Origin of the sequence: Kocuria soli (genome assembly GCF_003797835.1) — a bacterium.
Classification (GTDB): domain Bacteria; phylum Actinomycetota; class Actinomycetes; order Actinomycetales; family Micrococcaceae; genus Kocuria; species Kocuria soli.
The window spans coordinates 103,442-119,725 of sequence record NZ_RKMF01000010.1 but is presented as its reverse complement, the minus strand read 5'-3'; the positions used below and the strand labels follow the sequence as shown (position 1 = coordinate 119,725).

Genomic DNA, 16,284 nt, shown 5'->3' with positions numbered 1-16,284 from the left:
CGAGCCAAAGGTGTTTTCTGGATAACTTCAGGGGCATGAGTACTTCCATGCCTCCAGGGGAGACCAGGGAGCCTGCCCGCCTCGACGGCCCCGCCTCCAACGCCTTGCTCAAGGTCGGAAAATTCTTCTCCCGCTGGGACGAGACCGACGACGGCCGCGCGGTCTTCCGCGAGGGTGGTCGCTCCGGGGACGCCTTCTACCGCAGCCGGTGGAGCCACGACAAAGTGGTCCGCTCCACCCACGGCGTGAACTGCACCGGTTCGTGCACGTGGAAGGTGTACGTCAAGGACGGCATCATCACCTGGGAGGCGCAGGAGACGGACTACCCGTCCGTAGGCCCCGACCGTCCCGAGTACGAACCCCGCGGTTGCCCCCGCGGTGCAGCGTTCTCCTGGTACACCTACTCGCCCACGCGCGTGCGCTACCCCTACGTCCGCGGTGTCCTCCTGGACATGTACCGCGACGCCAAGCGCGCCGTCGGTGGCGACCCCGTGGAGGCCTGGGCCTCGATCGTCAACGACGACGAGAAGCGCCGCACGTTCCAGCAGGCACGCGGCAAGGGCGGACTGGTCCGCGCCTCCTGGCAGGAAGCCGTGGAGATGACGGCCGCCGCCCACGTGCACACGATCGCCAAGCACGGCCCCGACCGCTGCATCGGGTTCTCCCCGATTCCGGCCATGTCCATGGTGTCCCACGCGGCCGGAGCCCGGTTCATCAACCTCATCGGCGGTGTGATGAACAGCTTCTACGACTGGTACGCCGACCTCCCCGTGGCGTCGCCGCAGGTTTTCGGCGACCAGACCGACGTCCCCGAGTCCGGTGACTGGTGGGACGCGACCTACCTGATGATGTGGGGTTCCAACATCCCCGTCACTCGTACCCCGGATGCCCACTGGGTGGCGGAGGTCCGCTACCGCGGCACCAAGGTGGTTTCGGTGTCCCCGGACTACGCGGACAACACCAAGTTCGCCGACGAGTGGCTCCCCGCCCAGGCCGGTTCCGATGCCGCCCTGGCCATGGCGATGGGTCACGTGGTTCTCAAGGAACACTTCGTGGACCAGCGCACGGAGTTCTTCGAGGACTACGTCCAGCAGTTCACGGACCTGCCGTTCCTGATCACCCTGGACACCCGCGCCGACGGAACCGTGGTCCCGGGCAAGTTCCTGACCGCGGTGGACCTGGGCGCCGAGGACCAGGCGGATGCCGCGTTCAAGACGATCCTGCTGGATCGCACCACCGGTGAGGAGTTCATCCCGCAGGGCTCCATGGGGTTCCGCTACAACGAGCAGGACGAGGGCCGCTGGAACCTGGACCTGCAGGGCCGCCGGCCGTCGCTGTCGATCTCCGATACCGCCGGGTACGACGGCGCCGTGTCCCCGGTGGCGCTTCCGGCCTTCGTGGACGACGACGGAACGGGCTCCGTGATCAACCGCGGCGTGCCCGTAACGCAGGTTGCGGGGAAGACCGTGACCACGGTCCTCGACCTCATTCTCGCCCAGTACGGTGTGGGCCGCGACGGTCTGCCGGGCGACTGGGCCACCGGCTACGACGATGTCAACACCGCCTACACCCCGGCGTGGCAGGAGGCCGTGACTTCGGTTCCGGCGGAGGCCGTGATCCGGGTGGCCCGGGAATTCGCGACCAACGCCGTCAAGTCGGGCGGCCGGTCCATGATCATCCTGGGCGCCGGCATCTGCCAGTGGTACCACGGAGATGCCACCTACCGGGCGATCCTCGCGCTGCTCATGCTGTGCGGCTGCCAAGGCCGCAACGGCGGCGGCTGGGCGCACTACGTCGGCCAGGAGAAGGCACGCCCCATCACCGGCTGGGCCACCATGGCCTCCGCCGGTGACTGGTCGCGTCCGCCGCGCTTCATGATCGGCACCGCGTTCTGGTACATGCACACCGACCAGTTCCGGCAGGACGGTCACTCCTCCGCGTCCCTGCAGTCCCCGCTGGCCGAAGGCCACCTGGACGGGATGCACACCGCGGACGTGGTCGCCAAGTCCACGCGCCTGGGGTGGATGCCGTTCTACCCGCAGTTCTTCGAGAACCCGCTGGAGGTCGCCGAGCAGGCCGCGGCCGCCGTCGCTGCGGGTGAGGCCGAGGACGAGGCAACCTGGATCGCCGCGCAGCTCAAGGCCGGCAACCTGCGCTTCGCCGTCGAAGACCCCGACGACGCCCGCAACTGGCCGCGGACCCTGGTGCTGTGGCGCTCGAACCTGCTCGGGTCCTCCGCAAAGGGCGAGGAGTACTTCCTCAAGCACCTGCTGGGCACCCAGAACAACGTGCTCGGTGAGGACCACGTCCACTCCAAGCCGAAGGAAGTCGCCTGGCACGACGAGGCCCCGGAGGGCAAGCTCGACCTGTTGGTCTCGGCGGACTTCCGCATGACCTCCTCGACCCTGCTCTCAGACGTCGTGTTCCCGGCCGCCACCTGGTACGAGAAGCACGACCTCTCCTCCACGGACATGCACCCCTATGTGCACGCCTTCACCCCGGCGATCAACCCGCCGTGGGAGGCCAAGACCGACTGGGAGATGTTCCGGCTGCTCTCCGACGAGGTCGGCCGTCTGTCCAAGGGCAAGCTGGACACCCGCAAGGACCTGGTGGCCACGGCGTTGACCCACGACACCCCGGGTGAGATCGGTCAGCCCGGCGGTCACGCCCCGGACTGGAAGAACACCGACCTGCCCGCGATCCCGGGCAAGAACATGCCCGCCTTCAAGGTGGTCGAACGCGATTACACCGCGATCGGTGAGAAGTTCGTGGCGATCGGCCCGCTGGCCGACAAGTTGGGGCTGACCACCAAGAACATCACGTTCGACGTCGGGCACGAGACGGAGCGGCTCGCGCGTCAACACGGCGTCTTTGACTCGGGCGCCGCCGCCGGTCGCCCCGCGATCGATTCGGACTCCAGGATGGCCGAAGCGATCCTGACGCTGTCCGGCACGACCAACGGTGAACTCGCGGTCCAGGGCTTCAAGAAGCTCGAGAAGCGCGTGGGCAAGCAACTGCACGACCTGGCACTGGGCTCGGAGGAGAAGCGCATCAGCTTCAAGGACACTCAGGCCGCACCGGTTCCGGTCATCACCTCACCCGAGTGGTCCGGTTCGGAGACCGGTGGTCGTCGCTACGCACCCTTCACGGTCAACATCGAACGCCTCAAGCCGTTCCACACGCTGACCGGGCGCATGCACTTCTTCCTCGACCACGACTGGATGAAGGACATGGGCGAGATGCTCCCCACCTACCGGCCGCCGTTGAACATGAGTGCGCTGTTCGGTGAACCCCGGCTGGGGGAGCGCGGGAACCTCTCGATCTCCGTGCGCTACCTGACCCCGCACAACAAGTGGTCGATCCACTCGGAGTACCAGGACAACCTGTTCATGCTCTCGCTCTCCCGCGGCGGCACCAGCGTGTGGATGTCCCCGCAGGACGCCGAACTGATCGAGGCCAAGGACAACGACTGGGTCGAGTGCGTGAACACCAACGGCGTGTTCGTGGGACGTGCCATCGTCTCCCACCGCATGCCCGCCGGCGTCGTCTACGTCCACCACGCCCAGGAACGGACCATCGACGTCCCCAAGTCGGAAGCGACAGGTCGCCGCGGTGGCATCCACAACTCGGTGACCCGAATCCTGCTCAAACCCACCCACATGATCGGCGGATACGCCCAGCAGTCGTGGGCGTTCAACTACCACGGCCCCACGGGTAACCAGCGCGACATCGTCTCCGTGGTCCGCAAGCGCTCCCAGGAGGTTCAGTACTAATGCGTGTCATGGCCCAGACCGCCATGGTGATGACGCTCGACAAGTGCATCGGGTGCCACACCTGTTCGGTGACGTGTAAGCAAGCCTGGACCAACCGTGCCGGTACGGAGTACGTGTGGTTCAACAACGTGGAGACCCGTCCCGGCCAGGGTTACCCGCGCCGGTACGAGGACCAGGAGAAGTGGCGCGGTGGTTGGACGCTGAACAAGCGCGGCAACCTCCAGCTCAAGTCGGGCAACCGCCTGCAGAAGCTCTTCGGGATCTTCGCCTCCCCGGTCCAGCCGGAGCTCGACGACTACTACGAGCCGTGGACCTACGACTACGAGAACCTGGTGGCCTCCCCGGCGACCGACGACTTCCCGGTGGCCCGGCCCAAGTCGTTGATCACGGGCAAGGACACCAAGGTCGAATGGTCCGCCAACTGGGACGACGACCTGGGCGGCACCGCGAACACGGACGAGAAGGACCCGATCCTTCAGAAGATTCGTGAGCAGTCGGAAGAACAGATCCGTCTTGAGTTCGAGAAGACGTTCATGTTCTACCTGCCCCGCATCTGCGAGCACTGCCTGAACCCGTCCTGCATGGCCTCCTGCCCGTCCGGCGCGATCTACAAGCGCTCGGAGGACGGCATCGTGCTGGTGGACCAGGACCGCTGCCGCGGCTGGCGCCAGTGCATCACCGGCTGCCCGTACAAGAAGATTTACTACAACCACAAGTCGGGCAAGGCCGAGAAGTGCACGTTCTGCTACCCGCGCGTGGAGGTGGGCATCCCCACCGTGTGCGCGGAGACCTGCGTGGGCCGCATGCGCTACATCGGCATCTTCCTCTACGACGCCGACCGCGTCACCGAGGCCGCAGCGACCCCTGACGAGAAGGACCTCTACGAGGCCCAGTTGGACATCCTCCTGGACCCCAACGATCCCGAGGTCATCCGCCAGGCCCGCGCCGACGGGATCGCGGAGGACTGGCTGGAAGCCGCCCGCAAGTCCCCGGTCTACGCCATGGCCAAGGAACTGCGCGTGGCCCTGCCGCTGCACCCCGAGTACCGCACCATGCCCATGGTCTGGTACGTCCCGCCGCTGTCACCGATCGTGGACCTGCTGCGCGACCAGGGGCACGACGGCGAGAACCCGGACGTGCTCTTCGGCGCCATCGACTCCCTGCGCATTCCGGTCGAGTACCTGGCCGAACTGTTCACCGCGGGGGACACGGAGGTGGTGACCAACGTGCTCCGCAAGCTGGCCGCCATGCGTTCCTACATGCGTGACCTCACGTTGGGCAACGAGCCGGACGAATCCATCGCCGAAGCCGTGGGCATGACCGGCAGCCAGATCCAGCAGATGTACCGGCTCATGGCCATCGCCAAGTACGACGAGCGTTACGTCATCCCTACCGCGCACCTGGAAGAGGCGCACGGACTCGAGGAGATGGGCTGTTCCCTGGACGTCGACGGCGGCCCGGGCATGGGCCAGATGGGCGGGCTCGGTGAAGCATCCGGGCGCCCGACCCCCGTGGCGATCGAGAACTTCAACGCCTTGCGCGCTCGCCAGACCAGCGAGGACCCCACGGGTAATTCGCAGTTGGCCGGGCGGGTCAACCTGCTCAACTGGGACGGCCAGGGCAACCCCGACGGCTTGTTCCCCGCCGAACAGGGTGGCCAGGGAGATGCGGGCGGACGCCGATGAGCCGCCTTGCGCGACTGTTCGGACTGGCCAAGAAGGGCACGGTCGAAGCCGAGCCCTGGGAGGACAGCGATCCCGGGCGCTCGGCCGTGGTGCGGCAGGCCGCCGCGTTGCTGCTCGGGTACCCGGACCAGGAACTCATCGACCAACTCCCTGCCATCCGGCAGGCGTTGACGGAGGTCGGTGCGGACGCGGAGGCCATCGATCCGCTGATCGAGTGGCTCGCCTCGCGGCCCCTGGCCGACGTACAGGGCGACTACGTCCAGGAGTTCGATCTCTCCCGGCGCCACCCCCTGCACCTGACGTACTGGACGGACGGGGACACCCGGCGTCGTGGGGAAGCGTTGCTGGCCTTCAAGCAGATGTACCGGGAGAACGGACGGGAGCTGGATGATTCCGAGCTGCCCGACCACCTGCCGGTGGTCCTGGAGTTCGCTGCGCTGGTCAACCCCGAGGACGGCGCCCAGCTGCTGCAGCGCTACCGTCCGTCACTCGAACTGCTGAGGCTGGCCCTTCGGGACGACGACCTTCCTCAGGTTGGTGTGATCGAGCTGGTGTGCTCCACCCTTCCGGGTGCCTCACCGGAGGACCGGGACGCCGTCATGAAGATGGCCGGTTACGGTCCGCCCACCGAAACCGTGGGGCTGCAGCCCTTCGACCCCCGGCTGTTGCCGGTGGTCGACGGTGCACAGTCCGCGGGTCTGTCCGCATCACCGGGGCACGGGGCGGAGGCCTCGAGTCCCGATGTCTTGCCACGTCGTTCCGAGGCCGTTGCCTCGCCTAGCTCAAGGGGATCCGCATGAGTTCCGTCGTCGACATCCTGCTGTGGGGTGTGCTGCCCTACGTGGTGCTGCTGGTGGTGATCGGCGGGACCATCTGGCGCTACAAGTACGACCAGTTCGGCTGGACCACCCGGTCCTCCCAGCTCTACGAGTCCCGGTTGCTGCGGATCGGTTCCCCGCTGTTCCACTTCGGCATCCTGGCCGTGCTCGTCGGACACATCGTGGGTCTGATCATTCCCAAGTCCTGGACGGACGCCGTGGGCATGAGCGAACACCTGTACCACATCGTCGCGTTGTCCACCGGTACGTTCGCGGGCATCGGCACCTTCGTGGGCCTGGCCCTGCTGATCTACCGGCGCCGTAAGACCGGCCCCGTGTTCATGGCGACCACCAACAACGACAAGATGATGTACTTCATGCTGGTGGTCACTCTGATCGCGGGCCTGGCCACCACGATCATCTCGGTGTTCGACCACAGCGTCCCCAACTACCGTGAGACCGTCTCCCCGTGGTTCCGTTCGATCTGGATCCTCCAGCCCGACGTCGGTGCCATGGCTGCCGCGGGGCTCTCCTTCAAGGTGCACGTGCTCTTCGCCTTCGCCTTGTTCATGGCTTGGCCGTTCACCCGCCTGGTGCACGCGTTCACCGCGCCCCTGCACTACCTGTTCCGGCCCTACATCGTCTACCGATCCCGCGACCGCGTGACCCGCTCCGGTTCCGTCCCGGTGCGTCGTGGCTGGGACCCGGTCGGCACGCAGGATCGCGATCGCGGCGTTCGCCGCGGTGGCTCCACTCGGCGCGAAAAAGCCCCTTCGGGCCGATAACCAGCTCTCCAATCCGCCATGCAGGGTCACCAAGTCCTGACGGCACCGCTTCAAAGGAGCACTACCAGAATGTCTGCAACTCAGACTGACGACGCCCTCGCGGCGGAATTGAAGTCCGGTCAGCTGCGCAACCTGCTGCTGGCCACCCTGGCGTCGACCATGGGTTTCTGGGCCTGGACAATCATCGGCCCGCTGTCCAAGACCTACGCGGCCAACATGGATCTGGGGGCAGGCCAGACCTCGATCCTGGTTGCCATGCCGATCCTGGTCGGTTCCGTCGCGCGCGTCCCCGTGGGTGCGTTGACCGACCGCTACGGCGGACGGGTCATGTTCACGCTCATCCTGGGCATTGCCGCCCCGCTGGTTCTGCTGACTGCGTTCGTGGGTCAGATGAACAACTTCGGACTGCTGGTGTTCGTGTCCTTCTTCCTGGGCATTGCCGGCACGGTCTTCGCGATCGGCATCCCGTTCTCCTCGTCCTGGTACGAAGCGCACCGCAAGGGCTTCGCCACGGGCGTGTTCGGTGCGGGCATGGTGGGCACCGCGGTGTCCGCCTTCTTCACCCCGCGCCTGGTCGCCGCGCTCGGCTACATGGGTGCCCACGTGCTGATCGCGGCACTGGTAGCCCTCATGGCCGTGATCTGCTGGCTGGGTCTGCGCGAATCTCCCACGCGTCGCGGCGTTGAGCACACCCCGATCATGCCGAAGCTCAAGGACGCCTTCGCGCTCAAGGAGACCTGGCTGCTGTGCTTCATGTACGCCATCGTCTTCGGTGCTTTCGTGGCCTTCTCGAACTACCTGCCGACCTACCTGGCCAACGTCTACGAATTCGACCCCACGGCCGCCGGTACCCGGACCGCAGGGTTCGCCGCCGCCGCCGTCGTGGCCCGCCCGATCGGTGGCACCGTTGCGGACAAGATCGGCCCCAAGATCGTGTCCATCACGTCCTACGTGGGTGCCGCTGTGCTGGCCATCGTGGTGGCTTTCCAGCCGTCGGCCGAGCACGTCTACGGTCCGATCTTCATCCTGATGGCGCTGTTCCTGGGCCTGGGAACTGGCGGCGTGTTCGCCTGGGTGGCCCGTGCTTCCGAGCCGCGCACGGTGGGTACCGTGTCCGGCATCATCGCCGCAGCCGGGGGCCTGGGCGGTTACTTCCCGCCGCTGGTCATGGGCGCCACCTACAACGAGGCCCAGAACTCCTACTTCGTGGGGCTGACCTTGCTGGCGGTGTTCTGCGCCCTGGGTCTGGTGACCTGTTTCATCCTGCGCAACGGCGGCAAGGTGGACGACCGCACCGCTGCGACTGCCTAGTCCGGCGTTCTAGGGTTGTGGGCGGGTGTTCGGAACTCGAACGCCCGCCCACAGTCTTTGTCCGGGCGGACCTTCTGCCACTCACGACCGCGGTTCGCCACGCGCTACCGCACCTCACCATTCGGGAGACCCCTTGCCACACGAAGACCCGGCCGCACCGAAGGGCCTGAGCCACGTCCGCGAGGACGGCTCGGCGCACATGGTGGATGTCTCGCACAAGGCCGAGACCACCCGGGAGGCCACCGCCGTGGCTCACCTGCAAACCCGCCCCGACGTCGTCGAGATGATCTTCACCGCAGACCTTCCCAAGGGCGATGCGCTGCCCGTGGCCAGGGTCGCGGGGATCATGGCCGCCAAGAAGACCCCCGAACTGATCCCACTGTGCCATCCACTGCCGATCAGCAAGGTCACGGTGGACTTCGAGCGCCTGGCGTCAGGGGTGAAGATCACTGCAATGGTGCGGACCCGCGGGGCCACGGGTGTGGAGATGGAGGCCCTGACCGCCGTCAACGTGGCAGCGCTGACCGTCTACGACATGATCAAAGCGGTCGACAAGCTCGCTGAAATCACAGACATCAAGGTGCTGGCCAAGTCCGGCGGGAAATCCGGGGACTGGCAGCGGGAGGACACATGAGCGACCAACCATTCGATCAGACTCAGCAACCTCCCGTCCACGGGGGTGCTTCCGGAGAGCCTCGCCGCGAGCACGACGCGAGGCACACTGCGGAGATCTCCGGAACGTACCGCGCCGTGGTCCTCGTGGCCTCCACCCGGGCGGCCGCGGGCACGTATCCGGACAAGTCCGGGCCCACCGCCGTCACGTTGATCCGTGAGGCGGGACACGAGTGCTCGGATCCCGTCGTGGTGGCCGACGGTGAGCCCTTGCGCGCCGAACTCGACCACCACCTGCGGGGGCTGCCGGTCGCGCAACGCCCGGACCTGTTGATCGTCTCCGGAGGCACCGGTCTGATGCCCGACGACGTCACCCCGGAGCTGACGCGCGAGTACCTGGACCGTGAGCTGCCCGGAGTGGTGCACGCGATCTGGGACGCGGGCCTGCGCAACACCCACACGGCCGTGCTCTCCCGGGGCGCGGTTGGGGTGTCGGGGCGGACGCTCGTGGCGAACCTGCCTGGTTCCCGCGGGGGAGTCAAAGACGGCGTCGGCGTGATCCTGCCGCTGTTGGACCACGTCTTCCAGCAGCTCAACGGACACCGGGACGCGGGGCATCAGGCACCGAGTGCCGCTGATGATCGGGTCGACGCCGATGCCGAGCGAACTGAGCCGGCCGCGGGGTATCAACCCAGCGGTGTCCAAGGCGACCATCCGGTGGACCGGGCGCCGTCCGTCGTCGTCACCGCCCGCGTCACGGACAATCGACTGGATGCCGCGGAGGTACAGGCGGCCGCAGCCTCCCGGACCACGGGCGCCGTGGTGGGCTTCAGCGGGCTGGTCCGTGACCACGACGGCGGCCGGCCGGTGACCGAACTCGACTACACCGCCCACCCGACCGCGCAGAACGTGCTCCTGCGGGTGTGTGAAGAACTCGCCCAGGAGCACACGGGGGTGCGGATCGTGGCCGAACACCGGACCGGGCGACTGCGCGTGGGGGATTCGGCGATGGAGGTGGCCGTGGCGGCCTCACACCGCAAGCGCGCCTTCGAGGTGTGTGACGCGCTGGTGGACCGGATCAAGCAGAGGGTGCCGATCTGGAAGGAACAGCACCTGGGCGACGGCTCCAAGGAATGGGTGAACCTGTGAAACTCCCGCCGCTGGTCGAACCCGGGCCCGCGCTGACGCTCGAGCAGGTGCAGCGCTACGCACGGAACTTGCGCGTGCCTGCGATCGGCGAGGACGGGCAACGTCGGCTCCGGGCCGCCCGGGTGCTGTGCCTGGGGGCTGGAGGCCTGGGTTCCCCCGCGATCCTGTACCTGGCCGCCGCCGGGGTGGGCACCTTGGGCATCGTGGACGACGACCGGGTGGAGATCTCCAACCTGCAACGTCAGGTCATCCACGGGAACGCCGCCGTGGGTGAGCCCAAGGTCGGGTCCGCGGCCGCTCGGGTGCGGGACCTGAATCCCGATGTGCGCGTGGTGGGGCACACGGAGCGGCTCACTGCCGCCAATGCGGTGGAGCTGGTCTCCGGCTACGACCTGGTCCTCGACGGTTCGGACACCTTCGAAACGCGCTACGTGCTCTCGGACGCCTGCTCGGTGACCGGAGTGCCGCACGTGTGGGGGTCGATCCTGCGCTTCGATGGGCAGTTCTCCGTGTTCTGGTCGACCCACGGGCCGACCTATCGCGACCTGCATCCCGTGCCACCGGCACCGGGGTCCGTGCCGAACTGCGCCGAGGCCGGGGTTCTCGGCGCACTGCCCGGCGTGATCGGTTCGGCCATGGCGCTCGAGGCCATGAAGGTGATCATGGGCGCGGGGGAGCCGCTGGTCGGCCGCGTGACCACGTACGACGCGCTGGACGGGACCTGGGCCACGATTCCGCTGGTGCGGTCGCAGCCGCCGGTGAGTTCGATGCATCCGTTCGGGGTCTTCGACCGGGACGGATACGGGGCGGAGGGTTCCGGGGCTGCCTGCGCGGTGCCTGACCCGGAATCGGGTTCGGAGGGCGAGGACCTGGACACCGTCGGCGTCTTGGAATTACAAGAAATGCTGGCGGCACGGGAACGCGGGGACCGCGACTTCGTGCTGATCGACGTCCGCGAGCCGTGGGAGAACCAGCTGTCCGCCATTCCCGGGTCGGTCCTGGTGCCGTTGGGGGAGTTCCGCTCGGGGGCTGCCTTCGACCGGCTGGGCGAGGCTGCGGAAGTGGTGTTGCACTGCCAGGGTGGGGTGCGCTCCGCGGAAGCCCTCGGCCTCCTTCGCAACGACGACGCCGAAGCCCACCGGAACCGGCGCGTCAAGCATCTGGGCGGTGGGATCACTGCCTGGCTGGACGGGCAGTCGCGCACGGTCTGAGACGGGGCGCCCGGACTCTGCCCGCGTCATCCCGTGACGAGGGCAGAGTCCGGAACATCGTGTCGGGCTGTTCACCTCCTTGTCAGGCCGGGGTGTCATCATGGCCCCGACCATGGGCGCATTGCAGATGTGGGGAGGCCACCAGATGGATGCTCGTCAAGCCGACGCTGGGTTCGCCGACCCAGGTGACTACGACTTCGCCGTCGTCCATCTGACCGACACCCAGTACATCGCCGAGGGCGCCGCCGATGCGACAGACCCCGAGCGTCAGGCACGTTTCCGGGCTGCGCAAGATGCCATCGGGCGGTGGGTCGCGGAGAACGCGGGGCCGCGAAAGATCGTGTACCTGGCCCACACGGGTGACCTGGTCGAGAACTGGTGCTGGTTCTGGAACCGGCGTTCCACCGCGCGAGCCGAGTTCAAGGAGGCCAGGCGCCTGATCAAGACGGTCGAGGCAGCGGGGGTCCCGGTCGGGGTGTTGCCGGGGAACCACGACAACCGCTGGGGTTCTGACGAAGGGCACGGGTCGCCGGAGCTGACCATGTTCAACCGGTTCTTCGGCCCCCCTCGAAGTGCCGTTGCGGCCCGCAAGTGGCGGCCTTCCGCCGGCGATTTGCCGGTCCAGGCGCATTACGGCGGCCCATGGCGCCCGCTGGACAACAGCTGCCACGTCGACCTGGTGGACGTCGGGGAACTGCGGTTGGTCTTCCTCCACCTCGGCTACGGGGTCCGGGACGAACACGTCTCGTGGGCCAACAGAATGCTCGAACGCCATGCGGACCGGGACGCGGTGATCTGTACGCACCACTACCTCGACCTGGGGACGAACCCTGACGGCTCCGGGGCGCAATTCGGGGGTCCCGGGAGCTATGGGGCGGACGACGGGGAGAAGATCCACCGGGAGATCGTGTCCCGTAACGCGAACGTGGTCATGGTCCTCTGTGGCCACGTCTCAGGCACGGGGTGGGTCCTGGAGACCGAAGGCGGACACCGGGTCACCAGCGTGTTGGCGGACTACCAGGCGCATCGCCTGCCGGACGAGCAGTTTCCCGCGGGGTACGAAGAACCGGACGGTGACAAGCGCACGGGTTTCTTGCGGCTCCTGCAGTTCCGGGTTGCCGACGGATCGGTTCGGATCACCACCTACTCTCCCGTCCTGGACAGTTTCGCACCGGCCGACTACGCGCCGCAGGTCCAGGTGGATGCCATGCGATCGGGAGGGAGAGCGGCCGCCGTTCCCCCTGAGCAGTGGGTGAACCCCGACCACCTGATCCTCCCCGTGGACCTCCGATCCCACTTGATGAGGAACGACGGGCTTCCGCACGAGGGTGGGGCTACGGGCAGTCCGGGAGTTCATACGGGCGGTACTGCGGACACCACGGGGCGAGCTGTCCCGGACCCCTGGGGGACGGCCCTCACGTTGGCCGGTGCCGTGGGTGCCGCCGTCGTGGGGCGTTGGATGGTCAAACGGCGGTAGGGGCAGGCAGCGGTTGGTATCAGGTGCCGCGTGCGGGGACGCCAATTCCTGCAGGAGATAGACCAGCCGGGTCAGGTCGTCGACCTGCTGTCGCACGTCCGGTGCAGCGGTCCCGGGGGAGATGGTGACCTCGTATCGAGTGAACTCCGTGGATTCAACGGACCCATCGGCACCGTGTTGCTGAAGACAGCGAACGGCGACGTCCGCACCTGTCGTGCTCCATCCGGCCTTCGTGGTGAGGGTGGCCGAGTCTCCCTCCTGTGAAACGGACTTCAGCTGGAGCCGCGGATGGACCTCGGTCGCCTGCATCAAGACGGACTCCAGGTTCACAGGGGTCAATCCCGGGACCTCTCCGGTCCAGCGGTGAGAATCACCATCCTGTTCGAGGTCCATCGGAGCCGGTTCACCCGGGCCCACCGGGGCCGGGAGTTTCCAAAAGACGACAAGCATTGCCAGCATCACGCCCAGCCCCACCAGGGCGCCGATCTGCTCGGCATCCCAGATCCAACCGGCCAAGCTCCTGAAGGCGAACACCACGAAAAGCGTCAGCACAGGCCATGCTCCGGCGAGCGTGATCAACGTCGTGCGGCGCTTCCAAGCGCGAGGTGGGCGAAAGCGCCCCTGATGTGGCTCCCCGCGTACCGTCACAGTCGTCCTGTCCTGACCGGCATGGGCAAGGAACCTGTCCGGAGCCGCGCGAGGCACTGGAGGGCCAGGACGAACTCGGCTGCATCGTGTGCGGCAGCCCTGAAGTCGAGGATTGCAGTGGGCACGAGCGGGTCGACCGTCACCGTCACGTCCTGGCCGCCACTTCCCGCGGGTACGCGGATGGTCACGATTCGTCCGTAGCCGTGAAGGTACGACTCGGGGACCCAGCGGAACACCGCCAAACTGGACCGCGAATGGCGGTGGTCCCGGGTCAAACGTGGTGCCACCTCGGTGAGTGCCTCCGCGAAGGAATCCAGTGAATTGCGGTCAAGGCCGTCGACCACACCCGACCACTCGGCGTGCCCCAATTCGCTGGGAATCTCCTTGGCAAGGGCCCGCCGCCGCTGTCCCCGGGTGCTGCGGGCACGTGTCATCTTGGCCACCGTGTCGTACACCATGACGGCAACCACGATGGCAACACAGGCCCGTCCCACCAGTTCCGGAACGGGAACAAAGTCCGTAAAAACCAGAGGAATGAAGAACAACACAAAGCCGACAATCAGCAGCACGGGACGCCATCGCTGCCACCCGGTGACCGGGACCGGTAGCGGGAAGTCGTCGTTCGGTTCCTTGCCCATCGGTCCTGCACCTCCACGCAGTCGGCTGATCGGCTCATGACTCATTTCACGTTAACGGTCCGTCGCACCTTGTCACGACAGTCGTCATCGAATTGTTGTCGCGATGCTGACGGCCACGGAGGCACGTCGTGGGCTCGGGCAGCACCCGTTCCGAATGGGTGGGTGACGGAGCGCATGCCCGTCGTCGTGGGCAATCACGGGGAAGGGCCCGGGGCCGCGGGTACGCTGTGGTGGGCCCCGATCGCGGGGTACCCACAGGCCGTCCGCGTGCCGAATCACCACGGCGCGCGGGTCATCTCGTGATCGACCCCCAGGAACCCCGCCGCAGGAGGCCCGTTTGTCCGCGTCCGTTCGCACCACCCGCGCCGAAGGCGAGAGCACAGGCCGGTGGCTGGTTCCGCACGTGCCCGGGACCGGGCCTGCTTGGGCCAAGGCACTCGCCTACGTGGCACTGGTGGCCGCGCTGGTCTGGGCCGTCAAGCTGGTGTTCGAGGGTTCCCTGGACCTCATGGTCTACAACATGGGCGCCCAGTGGGTTGCCCACCCGAACACGCGCCAGGAGCCGCTGTACGACCTGGCCTTCCCCGTCCCGTGGGGCGGGCCGGACACCCTGCCGTTCACGTATCCACCGTTCGCGGCGCTGCTCTTCGGACTGCTGGCCTGGATCCCGTTCGGCATCACCCAGTACCTGCTGCTGGTTCTCGACGTCGTCGTCGGGGCCCTGTTGGCCGGGGCGCTGATCTCCTACGCCAACCGCAAGGGTCGCCCCATCCCGTTGACCGGTTACCTGGGCAGCCGTGCCATGTGGGCGCTGGTGCTGGCGGTGATCCTGTTCTGCGGGCCCTGGATCCGAACGATCTCCCTGGGGCAGGTCAACATCCTGCTGTTCGGCCTGATCTTCCTGGACCTTGTGCGGCGCACCGACGGCACGGGTTCGGGCCTGGAACGCGCGACGGCGTTCATTCCCCGCGGTGTGCTGATCGGCCTGGCGGCGGGCATCAAGTTGACGCCGCTGGCCTTCGGCCTGATCTTCCTGATGCAGAAGCAGTTCAAGGCCATCATCGCCATGGGGTTCGCGTTCGCCGCCACCGTCGGAATCGGCTTCCTGGTCATCTTCAACGACTCGATGCAGTTCTGGACGGAGTCCGTGTCCGCTTCGGATCGCGTCGGTTCCATCAAGTACATCGACAACACGGCGTTGACCGGCATCATCATCAAGAACTGGCTGCCGGAGTCCGTGGTGGACCCCATCCGTTATCCGCTGGTCCTGATCATGATCGCTTTGGTGGCCGTCGCCCTCGTGTACCTGACGCGCAGAGGGATGATCCTATCGGCGATTTCCATGAATGCCCTGGTCATGCTGTTCATGTCACCCATCTCCTGGTCGCACCACCAGGTCTATTTCCCGGTCATCGCCGCCGCCCTGTGGGTCGAGGCCTTCCCCCGTCTGTTCCACGGAACCGTGCGCACCGTGGCTGCTGTGCTGACGTGGATCTGGCTGATCGGCGCCTACATCGGGCCCATGCGCGGGCTGTACCTGACGGACCGGGTGGGCGTCCACCTGCACGTCGCGGAGACCATCTGGGTGTTCCCGTACCTGGTCCTCTTCGTGCTGCTGCTGCTCTGGGCGTCCGTCGTCATCCGCGACGGACGCCGCGAAGCACGCGCATAACCCCTTCCGGACAGCACCCCCGGACAGCGCTGAACCCTCGCGAAACTCGCGCATCAGGCGTTGATGCGCGAGTTTCGCGAGGGTTCAGCGCTGGGTGAAGCGGGTGATCAGATCACTCGGCGTCCAGGTCCTTCTCGACCAGGGCGGCGATCTTCTCCACGGCGTCGGCGTTCTCGGAGCTGACCTCGACCTCGGTGCCCTTCTCCGCCCCCAGGGCCATGATCAGCAGGGAGGAGGATGCGTCAGCGGGCTCCTCGTCGGGATCGTTGACCAGGCCGATCAGGATCTCGTCGTCGAACTCGCCTGCTGCCTCCGCGATGATCGCGGCGGGGCGGGCGTGCAGACCGACTGCGGAACCGACGACAACCTTCTTGCTGGGCATGTTTCCTCCTGTGGATTGCAACTTGCTGGGTAGCTGTACGCTGTGGCGAGACTACCGCCACGCGCCTGTGAAACCGGTACCAGTGTTGCAGCCGGTGGCCGACTGGGCCATTTTGTGGCCGGA

13 protein-coding genes are annotated in these 16,284 nt (G+C 66.9%); 11 read left to right on the top strand and 2 right to left on the bottom strand.

Features of this window, described 5'->3' with window-relative positions:
- Window positions 1-47 precede the first annotated feature (47 nt).
- From EDL96_RS08800 to EDL96_RS08760, 9 genes are all read left to right on the top strand, one after another.
- Entirely contained in the window at window positions 48-3,773 is a 3,726-nt protein-coding gene (locus tag EDL96_RS08800; protein WP_199732573.1) for a nitrate reductase subunit alpha, read from the top strand.
- The gene (gene narH / locus EDL96_RS08795; RefSeq protein ID WP_123825424.1) at window positions 3,773-5,458 is read left to right on the top strand and encodes a nitrate reductase subunit beta; all 1,686 of its coding nucleotides are present in this window, start codon (window positions 3,773-3,775) and stop codon (window positions 5,456-5,458) included. The genes EDL96_RS08800 and narH overlap by 1 nt, the downstream gene beginning before the upstream one ends.
- Window positions 5,455-6,258, top strand: a complete 804-nt coding sequence (narJ, locus tag EDL96_RS08790; RefSeq protein ID WP_123825423.1) for a nitrate reductase molybdenum cofactor assembly chaperone — start codon at window positions 5,455-5,457, stop codon at window positions 6,256-6,258. Before narH ends, narJ begins: the two co-directional genes overlap by 4 nt.
- Window positions 6,255-7,061, top strand: a complete 807-nt coding sequence (gene narI, locus EDL96_RS08785; RefSeq protein WP_123825422.1) for a respiratory nitrate reductase subunit gamma — start codon at window positions 6,255-6,257, stop codon at window positions 7,059-7,061. The genes narJ and narI overlap by 4 nt, the downstream gene beginning before the upstream one ends.
- A 69-nt stretch (window positions 7,062-7,130) precedes the next feature.
- Window positions 7,131-8,372: an MFS transporter gene (locus tag EDL96_RS08780; RefSeq protein ID WP_123825421.1), complete on the top strand. Its 1,242-nt coding sequence runs from the start codon at window positions 7,131-7,133 to the stop codon at window positions 8,370-8,372.
- Between the two features lie 133 nt (window positions 8,373-8,505).
- Window positions 8,506-9,006, top strand: coding sequence for a cyclic pyranopterin monophosphate synthase MoaC (gene moaC / locus EDL96_RS08775; protein ID WP_123825420.1), 501 nt, complete (start codon window positions 8,506-8,508; stop codon window positions 9,004-9,006).
- A complete protein-coding gene (locus EDL96_RS08770; protein ID WP_123825419.1) occupies window positions 9,003-10,133 on the top strand; it encodes a molybdenum cofactor biosynthesis protein MoaE in 1,131 nt (376 codons plus the stop codon). Before moaC ends, EDL96_RS08770 begins: the two co-directional genes overlap by 4 nt.
- Window positions 10,118-11,344: a molybdopterin-synthase adenylyltransferase MoeB gene (moeB, locus tag EDL96_RS08765; protein WP_123825418.1), complete on the top strand. Its 1,227-nt coding sequence runs from the start codon at window positions 10,118-10,120 to the stop codon at window positions 11,342-11,344. Before EDL96_RS08770 ends, moeB begins: the two co-directional genes overlap by 16 nt.
- A gap of 100 nt (window positions 11,345-11,444) precedes the next feature.
- A complete protein-coding gene (locus EDL96_RS08760) occupies window positions 11,445-12,821 on the top strand; it encodes a metallophosphoesterase (RefSeq protein WP_123825417.1) in 1,377 nt (458 codons plus the stop codon).
- A gap of 644 nt (window positions 12,822-13,465) precedes the next feature.
- Here EDL96_RS08760 and EDL96_RS08755 read toward each other — a convergent pair.
- Window positions 13,466-14,107, bottom strand: a complete 642-nt coding sequence (locus tag EDL96_RS08755) for a hypothetical protein (RefSeq protein WP_123825416.1) — start codon at window positions 14,105-14,107, stop codon at window positions 13,466-13,468.
- Window positions 14,108-14,269: 162 nt separating this feature from the next.
- Here EDL96_RS08755 and EDL96_RS13370 point away from each other — a divergent pair, with 162 nt between their 5' ends.
- Both EDL96_RS13370 and EDL96_RS08750 read left to right on the top strand, forming a co-directional pair.
- Window positions 14,270-14,410: a hypothetical protein gene (locus EDL96_RS13370; RefSeq protein ID WP_158609568.1), complete on the top strand. Its 141-nt coding sequence runs from the start codon at window positions 14,270-14,272 to the stop codon at window positions 14,408-14,410.
- A gap of 34 nt (window positions 14,411-14,444) precedes the next feature.
- Window positions 14,445-15,779, top strand: coding sequence for a glycosyltransferase 87 family protein (locus EDL96_RS08750; protein WP_123825415.1), 1,335 nt, complete (start codon window positions 14,445-14,447; stop codon window positions 15,777-15,779).
- A 112-nt stretch (window positions 15,780-15,891) separates the two neighbouring features.
- Here the strand turns inward: EDL96_RS08750 and EDL96_RS08745 are convergent, their stop codons facing one another.
- A complete protein-coding gene (locus tag EDL96_RS08745; RefSeq protein WP_123825414.1) occupies window positions 15,892-16,161 on the bottom strand; it encodes an HPr family phosphocarrier protein in 270 nt (89 codons plus the stop codon).
- Window positions 16,162-16,284: the final 123 nt, after the last annotated feature.

Coding starts and splice junctions, on each gene's coding strand:
- narJ (WP_123825423.1), top strand. CDS start 5,455: ATGAGCCGCCTTGCGCGACTGTTCGGACTGGCCAAGAAGGGCACGGTC.
- EDL96_RS08745 (WP_123825414.1), bottom strand. CDS start 16,161: ATGCCCAGCAAGAAGGTTGTCGTCGGTTCCGCAGTCGGTCTGCACGCC.
- EDL96_RS08780 (WP_123825421.1), top strand. CDS start 7,131: ATGTCTGCAACTCAGACTGACGACGCCCTCGCGGCGGAATTGAAGTCC.
- moeB (WP_123825418.1), top strand. CDS start 10,118: ATGGGTGAACCTGTGAAACTCCCGCCGCTGGTCGAACCCGGGCCCGCG.
- EDL96_RS08770 (WP_123825419.1), top strand. CDS start 9,003: ATGAGCGACCAACCATTCGATCAGACTCAGCAACCTCCCGTCCACGGG.
- EDL96_RS08800 (WP_199732573.1), top strand. CDS start 48: ATGCCTCCAGGGGAGACCAGGGAGCCTGCCCGCCTCGACGGCCCCGCC.
- EDL96_RS08755 (WP_123825416.1), bottom strand. CDS start 14,107: ATGGGCAAGGAACCGAACGACGACTTCCCGCTACCGGTCCCGGTCACC.
- narI (WP_123825422.1), top strand. CDS start 6,255: ATGAGTTCCGTCGTCGACATCCTGCTGTGGGGTGTGCTGCCCTACGTG.
- EDL96_RS08760 (WP_123825417.1), top strand. CDS start 11,445: ATGGCCCCGACCATGGGCGCATTGCAGATGTGGGGAGGCCACCAGATG.
- narH (WP_123825424.1), top strand. CDS start 3,773: ATGCGTGTCATGGCCCAGACCGCCATGGTGATGACGCTCGACAAGTGC.